The sequence below is a fragment of the Sanguibacter antarcticus genome, from assembly GCF_002564005.1.
In the GTDB taxonomy this organism is placed as follows: domain Bacteria; phylum Actinomycetota; class Actinomycetes; order Actinomycetales; family Cellulomonadaceae; genus Sanguibacter; species Sanguibacter antarcticus.
This window is the reverse complement of sequence record NZ_PDJG01000001.1, coordinates 1,060,119-1,072,070: the sequence shown is the minus strand read 5'-3', so window position 1 is coordinate 1,072,070 and position 11,952 is coordinate 1,060,119. Positions and strand designations below refer to the sequence as shown.

The following is an 11,952-nucleotide window of genomic DNA, read 5'->3' as shown; positions in this document are numbered from 1 at the left end:
ACACGTCCGCCTCACCCGTCCGCCGATCAACCGGTGGTCAGATCACACCCCACGCCTCAGCGACCAGCAAGAAGACCATGCACGCAGTCCAGGACGACCCCCGCCACCACAGCTTTCGACCCCGCCACAGCGGTCACGGTTGAACCATCACCATCGAGCACAGTGACGTCGTTGTCAGGAACGGCAAACCCTCGCCCCTCCCCGACACGGTTCACCACCAGAAGATCAGCCCCCTTGCGCCGAGCCTTCGCACGACCGTGCTCGAGCACGTCCCCGTCCTCGTCCCCCGTCTCGGCCGCAAACCCCACGACGACCTGACCAGGGACGAGCCGGTGTGCAGCAAGCTCCGCGAGGACGTCCGGGTTCGCAACGAGCTCGATGGGCGCGACGACCCCGTCAGACCGCTTCTTGATCTTGTGACCGACCGCTCCGACCGGACGGAAGTCCGCCACAGCCGCTGCCATGATGACCACGTCAGCATCACCAGCAGCACGACGCACAGCAGCACGCAGCTCCTCGGTCGTCTCCACGTGCACGACCTCCACCCCGTGCGGGTCGGGCAACGACGTGTTCGCCGCCACGAGCACCACCGACGCGCCCCGCGCGCACGCGACCTCAGCCAACGCATACCCCTGCAGCCCCGTGCTGCGATTGCCCAGGAACCGCACCGGGTCGATCGGCTCACGCGTCCCGCCCGCGGACACGACCACCGTCCGACCGAGAAGATCGAGCGGACGGTCCAGGACCGCAGGCTCTGAGGCGCTCGCAGTCGTCTCGTCGACGAGGGCAAGCGCTGCGGCGGCGATCTCCGACGGTTCAGGGAGCCTGCCTTGCCCGGAGTCGTCGCCGGTCAAGCGACCCGACGCAGGTTCCAGCACGTGGACGCCACGCTCGCGCAGGAGGCGGACGTTGGATCGGGTGGCCGGGTGGGTCCACATCTCGGTGTGCATGGCGGGCGCCACGAGGACCGGGCACCGGGCGGTGAGCAGGGTCGCGGTCAGGAGGTCGTCCGACATGCCTCCGGCCATCCGGGCGAGGAGGTCGGCGGTGGCTGGTGCGACGACGACGAGGTCGGCGCCTTGACCGAGGGCGACGTGGGGGACGTGCGCGACGTCGTCGAACACGTGGGAGGTGACCGGCTCGCCGGAGAGCGCCTCCCACGTGGGGGCGCCGACGAAGCGCAAGGCTGCCTCGGTGGGTACCACGCGCACGCGGTGGCCTGCTTCGGTGAGCTGCCGGAGCAGCAGCACGGACTTGTAGGCCGCGATGCCTCCGCTCACGCCGAGGATGATGCGCATGGGGTGCCTTCTCGTGGTGCGCCGCCGGTCGATGGACCGGCGCACGCGGTGGTGCGGTCCTGTCAGGCTGCGTTGATGTCGCGCGAGGGACCGTCGGTCGGCTCGATGTTCAGGAGACCGGAGTTGATCTCGCGCATCGCGATGGAGAGCGGCTTCTCCTGCGGGCGAGTCTCGACGAGCGGTCCGACGAACTCGAGCAGGCCCTCGTGAAGCTGGGAGTAGTACGCGTTGATCTGTCGGGCGCGCTTTGCGGAGAACACCACGAGGGCGTACTTCGAGTCGGCGCGGGTGAGCAGGTCGTCGATGGGCGGGTCGGTGATTCCGACGGGTGCGGCAACGGTTCCAGACACAGATGAACTCCGAACGTGCAGGGGGTTTGCGGGATCAGTCAACCAGTCTACTGCGTCAGAGCAAGCGGTCGGGTCTCAGACGCGTGTGGCGGTGCGCTCGGTGGTCAGGCCCATGACGGACATGATCTCGTCGGTCGCCCGGTGGACGTCGTCGTTGACGACCACGACGTCGAACTCTGGTTCGGCAGCGAGCTCGATGCGTGCGGTCGCGAGCCGGCGCTCGCGTTCTTCGGGGCCCTCGGTCCCGCGCCCGACGAGCCGACGCTCGAGCTCTTCCCAGCTCGGGGGGGCAAGGAAGACGAACCGGGCGCCGGGCATCGTTGCCCGGACCTGGCGTGCACCTTGCAGGTCGATCTCCAGCAGGGCGGGGATCCCGGCTGCGAGCTGTTCGTCGACGGCGGCCCGCGGTGTCCCGTAGCTGTTCTGCCCGTGGACGACAGCCGACTCGAGGAGCTCGTCGTTCTCGACCATCTCGTGGAACCTGTCGGGTCCGACGAAGTGGTAGTGCACCCCGTCGATCTCCCCTGGTCGAGGGGCTCGCGTCGTGGCTGAGACCGACAGCCACACCTGCGGGTAGCGGGCGCGGATGTCGGCCGAGACGGTCCCTTTACCGACGGCGGTGGGGCCGGCGAGGACCGTGAGCCGGGCAGCCTGCGAGGGCTGGCCCGGTGCGACGGGACGGTCAGGGTGCGACGGGGCAGCGATGATCAGCCAAACCTTTCGATGAGGGCTGCCGCCTGGTGCGGGCCCAGTCCGCGCACTCGACGACTCTCGGCGATGCCGATCTCTCCCATGATCGCTCGAGCCTTGACCTTCCCGACGCCGGGAAGAGACTCGAGCAGGGAGACGACCTTGAGCTTGCCGATGATGTCGTCTGTCTGTCCTTGCTTGACGACGTCGGAGAGTGCACCTGAAGAGTACTTCAGACGGTTCTTGACTTCCGCACGCGCTCGGCGTGCGATCGCCGCTTTTTCCAGCGCGGCTGAGCGCTGCTCGGGGGTCAGTTCAGGTAAGGCCACTCCGGTCACCTTCTTCGGACGAGACGAGCGGAAACGTACTTGCGAAACTAGCCACGATCGGCCGGGTCGGCAACGTGAACGGCTCGCAGGGCGAGGTCCGGACTGGTTTGTGGTGCCTTGCGGGGCGACCGGCTAGGCCCGAAGTGCGGTTGCGGCGTCGTCTGCGGACCGTCGAGCGGCGGCGAGGAGCCCTCGCGTGTCGGGTCCTGCCCCGAGCACGCCCCGAGACGAGGACGCCAAGACGTTCGAGCGTGCCGCCCCGAAGACGGCAGCAAGCTCACGCCCCCCGGCGCCTTGTGCCCCGACGCCCGGGGCGAGCAGCGGGCCGTTGACCGCCGCGAGGTCGATGCCCGCCTCGTGGGCGCCGTCGCCGATGGTGGCGCCCACGACGAGGCCGATCGATCCCAGCGTGCCGTGGTCGCGTGCGGTGCGGTTCGCGCTCGCCGCGCCGAGCGCGATGCGCCCGGCGACCGAGGTGTCACCGTCGCGGGCGTGCTGGAGCGCGACGCCTTCGGCGTTGGACGTCAGGCACAGCACGAACAGGCCTCGACCGGTGGCGTGCGCCATGTCGAGCGCGGGTGCCAAGGAACCGAAACCGAGGTACGGCGAGACGGTGAGGGCGTCGCCGGCGAGCGGGGACCCGTCCCGCAGGTAGGCGTCGGCGTAGGCGGCCATCGTCGAGCCGATATCCCCCCGCTTAGCATCGACGATGGTCAATGTGCGGGCGGATCGGGCGACGGCAACGACCTCCTCGAGAACAGCGATACCTGCCGATCCGTGCCGCTCGAAGAGCGCCGACTGGGGCTTGAGCGCAGCGACCTGCCCGCCGAGCGCATCGATGACGGTGAGGGAGAAGTCCCGCAAGCCTGCAGCGTCATCAGACAGGCCCCACGCAGCGAGCAGGCCAGGATGCGGGTCGATGCCCACGCACAGGGGACCGTGCGCGGCCATCGCCCGCGCGACCCGCGCCCCGAAGGGCGCGGGCACGGCCGGTGCGGGATCGCTCGGAACCTGAGGCATCACTGCCCCTCGCTCGCGCGCACATAGTCCTGCAGGCTGCGCACGTCGAACGGACCAGACAAGACGGCCTCGATCCCTTGGACGGCTGCCGCGAGCTGAGCGACGGTCGTGACGATCGGCTTGTCTGCAGCTGTCGTGGCTGCCCGGATCTCGTACCCGTCCGCGCGGGCACCCTGGCCCGAGGGCGTGTTGACCACCATGTCGACCTTGCCGTCCGTGATGAGGTCGACGATGGTCGGCTCTCCGTCCTGCCCCCGACCCGAGGAGTACTTGCGCACGACCGTCGACGCGATCCCGTTGCGTCGCAGCACGTTCGCGGTGCCCGCCGTGGCCAAGATCTCGAAGCCGATCTCGGCAAGCCGCTTGACCGGGAAGACGATCGAGCGCTTGTCCCGGTCAGCGACAGACACGAACACCGCCCCCGAGGTCGGCAGCCCTCCGAACGCCGCAGCCTGCGACTTGGCGAACGCCGTCGGGAAGTCGACGTCGAAGCCCATGACCTCTCCGGTCGACCGCATCTCCGGACCGAGCACGGTATCGACCGCCACCCCGTCAGCGGTGCGGAACCGCTTGAACGGCAGCACCGCCTCCTTGACCGCGATCGGCGCATCGAGATCGATCGATCCCCCGTCGCCGTCGGCAGGCAGCACTCCCGACGCCCGCAGGTCCGCGATCGTGTGCCCCACCATGATCAGCGCCGCCGCCTTGGCCAGCGGGACCCCGGTCGCTTTGGACACGAACGGCACCGTCCGCGACGCACGCGGGTTCGCCTCGAGCACATAGAGGACGTCTGAGACGAGCGCAAACTGCACGTTGAGCAGCCCCCGCACCCCCACACCCTTCGCGATCGCCTCGGTCGAGCGCCGGATACGCTCGATCTCGCCCTCGCTGAGCGAGACAGGCGGCAACACGCACGCCGAGTCACCCGAGTGGATACCAGCTTCCTCGATGTGCTCCATGACACCACCGAGGAACATCTCGGTCCCGTCATAGAGCGCATCGACGTCGATCTCCATCGCGTCATCGAGGAAACGGTCGATGAGGATCGGTGCCAGATGACCACCCGCAAGAGCAACTTCACCCAGAGCCCGCTCCACATACCCGGTCAGCTGAGCCTCGCTATAGACGATCTCCATGCCACGCCCACCCAGCACGTACGAGGGCCGCACGAGAACCGGATACCCGATACCCGCCGCGATCTCCACAGCAGCGACCAACGTCGTCGCAGTCCCGAACGCCGGAGCCGGCAGATTCGCCTCAGCCAGCACACGACCGAACACCGCACGGTCCTCAGCCGCATCGATCGCCTCGGGCGACGTCCCCAGGATCGGCAGACCAGCATCCGCCAACCGCTGCGCCAGACTCAACGGCGTCTGCCCACCCAGCTGGACGATGATGCCCTTGATCGGACCCGCAGCAAGCTCCGCCTCATACACCTCCACGACATCCTCGAACGTCAACGGCTCAAAATACAGCCGGTCCGCGGTGTCATAGTCGGTCGAGACCGTCTCCGGGTTGCAGTTGACCATGACCGTCTCGTAGTCACCCTTGAGCGCCAACGCAGCGTGCACGCACGAATAGTCGAACTCGATCCCCTGCCCGATCCGGTTAGGCCCCGACCCCAAGATGAGGACCGCCTCGCGCTCGCGGGGACGCACCTCGGTCTCGGAGTCGTACGTCGAGTAGTGGTACGGGGTCAGGGCCGCGAACTCGGCGGCGCACGTGTCGACGGTCTTGAAGACCGGTCGCACGCCGAGCGCCCTGCGCACCTCGCGCACCGTGGCTTCCGCTGCGCCGTGCGCACCGGTGATGCCGCGAAGCTTGGCGATCTGGACGTCGGAGAGACCATGACGCTTCGCCCGCTGGAGCACCGCGCGCGTGAGCGCGTGCGCACCGGCGACCTCGGCGGCGACCTCGTTGACGAGCTGGATCTGGTCGAGGTACCACGGGTCGATCTTCGTCGCGTCGAACACCTGTTCGAGAGTGGCGCCGGCGCGCAGCGCCTGCTGCGTCTGGACGAGACGACGCTCGGTCGGACGCGCGATCTCGACGAGCAGCGCATCGAGCGCCTCCCCGCTGACCGGCTCACCGTCCCAGTGGAACTCCGCACCGGTCTTGTCCAAGGACCGCAAGGCCTTGCCGAGCGCTTCCGTGAAGTTGCGCCCCATCGCCATCGCCTCCCCCACCGACTTCATCGTGGTGGTCAACGTGTCGTCAGCAGCGGGGAACTTCTCGAACGCGAACCGTGGGACCTTGACCACGACATAGTCGAGCGACGGCTCGAACGACGCAGGGGTCGACCCCGTGATGTCGTTGGTGATCTCGTCGAGCGTGTACCCCACAGCAAGCTTCGCCGCGATCTTCGCGATCGGGAACCCCGTCGCCTTGGACGCCAACGCCGACGATCGCGACACCCGCGGATTCATCTCGATGACGATGACCCGCCCCGTCGCAGGGTCCACGGCGTACTGGATGTTGCACCCACCCGTGTCCACACCCACCTCACGGATGACCGCGATACCGATGTCCCGCAGGTTCTGGTACTCCCGGTCCGTCAACGTCAGCGCAGGCGCGACAGTCACCGAGTCCCCCGTGTGCACACCGACCGGGTCCACGTTCTCGATCGAGCACACGACAACGACGTTGTCCGCCTTGTCACGCATGAGCTCGAGCTCGTACTCCTTCCACCCGAGGATCGACTCCTCGAGCAGCACCTCGGTCGTCGGAGAATAGTGCAACCCCTGACCCACGATGCGCCGCAGGTCCGTCTCGTCGTACGCGATCCCCGACCCGAGACCCCCCATCGTGAACGACGGCCGCACCACCATCGGGTACCCCAGTTCCGCTGCCGCAGCAACAGCCTCCTCGACGCGGTGGATGATCACGGAACGAGCAGACTCGCCCCCGCACTTCTCCACCACCTCCTTGAACAGCTGACGGTCCTCACCCTTCTGGATCGAGGCGATGTTCGCACCGATGAGCTCGACACCGTACTTCTCGAACACACCCGCCTCGTCCAGGGCGATCGCCGCGTTGAGCGCCGTCTGCCCACCGAGCGTCGCCAAGACCGCATCCGGGCGCTCCTTCGCGATGATCGTCGTGAGCACCTCGGTCGTGATCGGCTCGATATACGTCGCGTCCGCGAACTCCGGGTCCGTCATGATCGTCGCCGGGTTCGAGTTCACCAGGATGACCCGCAGGCCCTCCTCCTTGAGAACACGGCACGCCTGCGTCCCCGAGTAGTCGAACTCGCACGCCTGACCGATGACGATCGGGCCAGACCCGATGACCAGGACGGAAGTGATGTCTTGTCTGCGAGGCACAGTCAGTTCTCCTTCGCGGACGCCGCACCGGTCGCGGCCGAGAGGCCCGAAGCCGTGCGTGCACCCGAGTTCATGAGGTCGAGAAAACGATCAAAGAGGTACGCCGCATCATGAGGACCAGCAGCAGCCTCCGGGTGGTACTGGACAGAGAACGCCGGGATGTCAAGACACTCCAACCCCTCCACCACGTCATCGTTGAGCCCCACATGGGACACCACCACACGCCCGTACCGCTCCGGATCGTGAGGCGCGAGAGTCTGAGCACCGATCGGCGCGTCCACCGCGAACCCATGGTTGTGCGACGTGATCTCCACCTTGCGCGTCGAGACATCCATCACCGGCTGATTGATCCCCCGGTGACCGTACCCAAGCTTGTACGTCCCAAAACCCAACGCACGCCCCAAGATCTGATTCCCGAAACAGATACCGAAATACGGCACACCCGCATCGAGGACAGCACGCAACAGCTCCACCGCATGCACCGCAGCCCCCGGGTCCCCCGGACCGTTCGAGAAGAACACACCGTCCGGCGACAACGCCAACAGATCCTCGATCGTCGACGACGACGGAACCACGTGCACACGCACACCCCGCTCAGCCAACCGCTGCGGCGTCATCGACTTGATCCCCAGGTCGACAGCCACGACCGTCTTCACCGGAGCCTGCCCCGCGAAAGCACCCTGAGGCTCGACCACGTACGCACGCTCCGTGCTCACCTCACCCGCAAGATCCGCACCCACCATCGACGCAGCCGAGCACACCTGCCCCACAAGATCCTCGATCGGCCGCGGATACCCACCCACGAGCAGATCCTCACCCGAGACGATCGACCCACGCATCACACCCCGGTCCCGCAGGTGCCGCGTCAACGCACGAGTATCGATATCAGAGATACCCACGACCCCCTGACGCACCAGCTCGTCCTGCAACGACCCCTCCGAACGCCAGCTCGACGCACGACGCGCAGGATCACGCACCACGAAACCCGTCACCCAGATCCTCGACGACTCAGGATCATCAACGTTCACACCCGTGTTCCCGATGTGCGGCGCAGTCATCACCACGATCTGCCGGTGATACGACGGATCCGTCAACGTCTCCTGATACCCCGTCATACCCGTGTTGAACACGATCTCCCCGATCGTGGTCCCGACCGCACCAAAAGCACGCCCAGGAAAAGTTCGCCCATCCTCAAGAACGAGGAGAGCCGCATCAGAGACAACCTCTCCGGACGGTCTGGTCGCATGCAGCTGAGTACTCACTGAGGCTCCTTCGAGTCGAACTGCGAATCAGGGGAAACATAAGGACCAACGACCGCGCTCGCAGTCAACGCACCGACAGCGTCGACGAGGATCGACCTGTCGCTCGCACGCTGGGTACGGATACCGGTGTCCAAGGGCACCGGTGCACCATCAGGTGAGGACGCGGACCACTCGATGACGACGATGCCCTCACCACCGACATACTTCCCTGCCATGCCAGCAACCCGGCGCACACCGCGCAGCACCCCGGCCGGGACGAACACGTCCGCCGCACCACGGCGCTCGATCACCACACCCGCATCGAACACCTGTACGGTCGCGCTCGATCGCACACCAAGATCGTGCGCCACGACACGACCGAGCCAGTCCCCCGCCATGGTGCTCGACACGTACGTCCCGACGATCGCGTCCGTCCGCGCCGCACCGAGCCCCGCACCGTCAGGCACCACCGGCAACGTACCCACGGCACCCGCGCCCCGGGCCATCGAACCACGCCACCCGCGCCACATCACCAGCAGGATCCCCACACCCAGCGCAACCCACAGACCAACAGCCACGGGCATCGGCATGCTCATCGAGACGCACCCACGCGAGACACCCCGTCCTGCTCCACAGGAACCCCGTCGAGCACCGTCGCACGTCCACGCAAGAACGTCGCCATGACCTGACCCGGAAGCTCCACCCCACCGAACGGCGAGTTCGCGCTCGCCGTCGCCTGCTCAGCAGGCCGCACGACCCGGCGCACCGCAGGATCGACCAGGACGACGTTCGCCGGCTCACCCACAGCGAGCGGACGCCCCTGAGGACGCGGACCATCCGTGATGCGCCCGATCTGCGCCGGCGCGCTCGACAGCACCCGAGCAACATCAGCCCACGTCATCCGACCGGTGTCCACCATCGTCTGCTGAACGACGCTCAGCACCGTCTCAAGACCCGTCATCCCGAACGCAGCCGCCGCCCACTCACAGTCCTTGTCCTCACGAGTGTGCGGAGCATGGTCCGTCGCAACGATATCGATCGTCCCGTCCGCAAGCCCCTCACGGACCGCCTCGACATCCGCCGCAGTCCGCAACGGAGGATTCACCTTGAACATCGGGTCATAGTCACGCGCCCGCTCCTCCGTCAGCCCAAGGTGGTGCCCCGTCACCTCCGCCGTCACACGGATCCCACGCGACTTCGCCCACCGGATCAGATCCACCGACCCAGCCGTCGACAAGTGACACACGTGCAGACGAGACCCCACATGCTCAGCCAAGAGAACGTCCCGAGCGATGATCGCCTCCTCAGCAACCGCAGGCCACCCCGCCAGACCGATCTCCGCAGAGACGACCCCCTCGTTCATCTGAGACCCCTCCGTCAGACGAGGCTCCTGAGAGTGCTGAGCGATCACACCGTCGAACGCCTTCACATACTCCAACGCCCGACGCATCAAGATCGGATCAGCCACACACTTGCCATCATCAGAGAACACCCTCACCTGCGCAGCCGAGTGCGCCATCGCACCCAGCTCCGCAAGATGAGTCCCCTCCAGACCCACGCTCACAGCACCCACAGGATGAACATCCGCCCACCCCGCCTCGGTCCCCAACCGCCACACCTGCTCGACGACCCCCGCAGTGTCCTGCACCGGGGTCGTGTTCGCCATCGCATGCACAGCAGTAAAACCACCGACCGCAGCAGCCCGCGTCCCCGAACGGATCGTCTCCGCATCCTCACGACCCGGCTCCCGCAGATGCGTATGAAGATCGACCAACCCCGGCAGAGCAACAAGATGCCCACCCTCGACAACCACGACACCCTCACCAGCCACGACCGACCCCGACGGCTCGATCCGCTCGATCACCCCACCCGCAAGCACAAGATCCACCCGCTCACCCCCCAGAGGCGCAACATCGCGGATCAGGTACGTCGCCAACCCCGACGATCCATCAATCTCGATCTGGGAACTCGTCATAGTGAAGCCCTCTCATGGGAACCGACCTGGGAAACGTCTCCCGCAAGCAGGAGGTAGAGCACAGCCATACGAACAGCGACCCCGTTGGCCACCTGCTCGACGATCACAGCACGAGGCGAGTCAGCAGCCTCCGCAGAAATCTCGAGCCCACGATTCATCGGTCCCGGATGCATGACGATCGCATGCTCCGGAAGAAGACCCAGACGCACAGCATCCAGACCATAGTTCCGCGTGTACTCCAACGGACTCGGAAAAAAACCCCCACCAGCACTGCTCATCCGCTCACGCTGAACACGCAGCATCATCACCGCATCCGGCTGCAGATCAACCAGCACCTCATCAAGGTGATACGACACCTCGCACGGCCACGCCTCCACACCCACCGGCACCAACGTCGGCGGAGCAACGAGCGTCACCTGCGCCCCCAACGTGTGCAACAGCTGAACATTCGACCGCGCCACACGCGAGTGCAGAACATCCCCCACGATCGCCACACGCACACCCGCAAGATCCAACCCAGCACCAGCACCCACACCCGGCACACCAACCCCACGCCCCACCCGCGGCATCAGATGACGACGCATCGTGTACGCATCCAACAATGCCTGCGTCGGATGCTGATGCATCCCATCACCCGCATTGATCACCGCAGCCTCCACCCACCCCGCATGCGCCAACGTATGCGGCGCACCCGACGCCTGATGACGAATCACCACCGCATCCGCACCCATCGCCTGCAACGTCAACGCCGTGTCCTTCAGGGACTCCCCCTTCGACACGCTCGACCCCTTCGCCGAAAAATTGATCACGTCCGCCGACAACCGCTTCGCCGCCGTCTCGAACGAGATCCGCGTCCGCGTCGAATCCTCAAAGAACAAGTTCACCACCGTCCGACCCCGCAACGTCGGCAGCTTCTTGATCTCACGCGACTGCGTCGCCGCCATCTGCCCCGCCGTATCAAGAATCCGAATCGCATCAGCACGCGACAGACCACGCGTCGTCAGAAGATGCTTCACAGGTCTCCCTCCCCGCGCTCGCGGGCTGCGCTGGTCTGTCGCTGACCGATGAGGACCGCGTCCTCGCCGTCGATCTCGGAGAGCCGGACGCTCACCCGTTCGTTGAGCGAGGTCGGGAGGTTCTTTCCGACGTAGTCGGGCCGGATGGGCAGCTCACGGTGGCCTCGGTCCACGAGCGCAGCGAGCTGGACCGCGCGCGGGCGTCCGATATCGCTCAACGCATCGAGGGCGGCACGGATGGTGCGCCCGGAGAACAGGACGTCATCGACGAGGATGACGACCTTGTTGTCGATACCGCCGTCGGGCAGCTGGGTGCTCCCGATCGCGCGAGGAGGCTGGCGGTGAAGGTCGTCACGGTGCATCGTCACGTCGAGAGTCCCGACGAGGGCGCGTGCGTCGAGACCCGGCTCGACGTCCGCGAGCCGGCGAGCGAGACGCTCAGCGAGCGGAACCCCCCGCGTCGGGATGCCGAGGAGGACGACGCTGGTGCCGCCCTTGTTCCGTTCGAGGATCTCGTGCGCGATACGCGTCAACGCCCGGGAGATCTCCGTCGCCCCGAGGACCTCGGTCAGCTCGGCGGCGCGGGCCACGTCAGACGTGGAAGAAAGGCTGTGCTCGTACGAAGGCGTGCCGGGGCCAGAGCTCATCTGGCGACCTCCTTCTCCGTCTCTCAGGACGGCTCTTAAAGGATGTCTTGCAGGATGGGTCGA

At 66.5% G+C, this 11,952-nt stretch carries 11 protein-coding genes; all 11 read right to left on the bottom strand.

The genetic code is table 11. From position 1 onward, the window contains the following. Positions 1 to 56 precede the first annotated feature (56 nt). The 11 genes from coaBC to pyrR all read right to left on the bottom strand — a co-directional run bounded on the left by coaBC (position 57) and on the right by pyrR (position 11,889). The gene (gene coaBC, locus ATL42_RS04820; RefSeq protein WP_098454377.1) at positions 57 to 1,298 is read right to left on the bottom strand and encodes a bifunctional phosphopantothenoylcysteine decarboxylase/phosphopantothenate--cysteine ligase CoaBC; all 1,242 of its coding nucleotides are present in this window, start codon (positions 1,296 to 1,298) and stop codon (positions 57 to 59) included. A 62-nt stretch (positions 1,299 to 1,360) separates the two neighbouring features. Then, positions 1,361 to 1,648, bottom strand: a complete 288-nt coding sequence (gene rpoZ, locus ATL42_RS04815; protein WP_098454376.1) for a DNA-directed RNA polymerase subunit omega — start codon at positions 1,646 to 1,648, stop codon at positions 1,361 to 1,363. A gap of 75 nt (positions 1,649 to 1,723) precedes the next feature. Further along, positions 1,724 to 2,353, bottom strand: coding sequence for a guanylate kinase (gmk, locus tag ATL42_RS04810; protein ID WP_211281854.1), 630 nt, complete (start codon positions 2,351 to 2,353; stop codon positions 1,724 to 1,726). 2 nt (positions 2,354 to 2,355) lie between these two features. After that, positions 2,356 to 2,667: an integration host factor, actinobacterial type gene (mihF, locus tag ATL42_RS04805; RefSeq protein WP_098454374.1), complete on the bottom strand. Its 312-nt coding sequence runs from the start codon at positions 2,665 to 2,667 to the stop codon at positions 2,356 to 2,358. A gap of 132 nt (positions 2,668 to 2,799) precedes the next feature. Further along, positions 2,800 to 3,687, bottom strand: a complete 888-nt coding sequence (gene pyrF, locus ATL42_RS04800) for an orotidine-5'-phosphate decarboxylase (RefSeq protein ID WP_098454373.1) — start codon at positions 3,685 to 3,687, stop codon at positions 2,800 to 2,802. After that, positions 3,687 to 7,010: a carbamoyl-phosphate synthase large subunit gene (gene carB, locus ATL42_RS04795; protein WP_098454372.1), complete on the bottom strand. Its 3,324-nt coding sequence runs from the start codon at positions 7,008 to 7,010 to the stop codon at positions 3,687 to 3,689. Before carB ends, pyrF begins: the two co-directional genes overlap by 1 nt. Positions 7,011 to 7,012: 2 nt before the next feature. After that, a complete protein-coding gene (gene carA / locus ATL42_RS04790) occupies positions 7,013 to 8,272 on the bottom strand; it encodes a glutamine-hydrolyzing carbamoyl-phosphate synthase small subunit (protein WP_098454371.1) in 1,260 nt (419 codons plus the stop codon). Further along, positions 8,269 to 8,781, bottom strand: coding sequence for a PH-like domain-containing protein (locus ATL42_RS04785; protein ID WP_483880248.1), 513 nt, complete (start codon positions 8,779 to 8,781; stop codon positions 8,269 to 8,271). The genes carA and ATL42_RS04785 overlap by 4 nt, the downstream gene beginning before the upstream one ends. A 62-nt stretch (positions 8,782 to 8,843) precedes the next feature. Next, positions 8,844 to 10,226 (bottom strand): dihydroorotase, encoded by a 1,383-nt coding sequence (locus ATL42_RS04780; protein ID WP_098454369.1) that lies wholly within the window; start codon positions 10,224 to 10,226, stop codon positions 8,844 to 8,846. Then, the gene (locus ATL42_RS04775; protein ID WP_098454368.1) at positions 10,223 to 11,242 is read right to left on the bottom strand and encodes an aspartate carbamoyltransferase catalytic subunit; all 1,020 of its coding nucleotides are present in this window, start codon (positions 11,240 to 11,242) and stop codon (positions 10,223 to 10,225) included. The genes ATL42_RS04780 and ATL42_RS04775 overlap by 4 nt, the downstream gene beginning before the upstream one ends. Then, positions 11,239 to 11,889, bottom strand: coding sequence for a bifunctional pyr operon transcriptional regulator/uracil phosphoribosyltransferase PyrR (gene pyrR, locus ATL42_RS04770; protein ID WP_098454367.1), 651 nt, complete (start codon positions 11,887 to 11,889; stop codon positions 11,239 to 11,241). The genes ATL42_RS04775 and pyrR overlap by 4 nt, the downstream gene beginning before the upstream one ends. Between the last annotated feature and the right edge of the window lie 63 nt (positions 11,890 to 11,952).

Excerpts from the sequence above, each read along its gene's own strand:
- coaBC (WP_098454377.1), bottom strand. The coding sequence starts at position 1,298 with ATGCGCATCATCCTCGGCGTGAGCGGAGGCATCGCGGCCTACAAGTCC.
- pyrF (WP_098454373.1), bottom strand. The coding sequence starts at position 3,687 with ATGCCTCAGGTTCCGAGCGATCCCGCACCGGCCGTGCCCGCGCCCTTC.
- ATL42_RS04785 (WP_483880248.1), bottom strand. The coding sequence starts at position 8,781 with ATGTGGCGCGGGTGGCGTGGTTCGATGGCCCGGGGCGCGGGTGCCGTG.
- ATL42_RS04780 (WP_098454369.1), bottom strand. The coding sequence starts at position 10,226 with ATGACGAGTTCCCAGATCGAGATTGATGGATCGTCGGGGTTGGCGACG.
- pyrR (WP_098454367.1), bottom strand. The coding sequence starts at position 11,889 with ATGAGCTCTGGCCCCGGCACGCCTTCGTACGAGCACAGCCTTTCTTCC.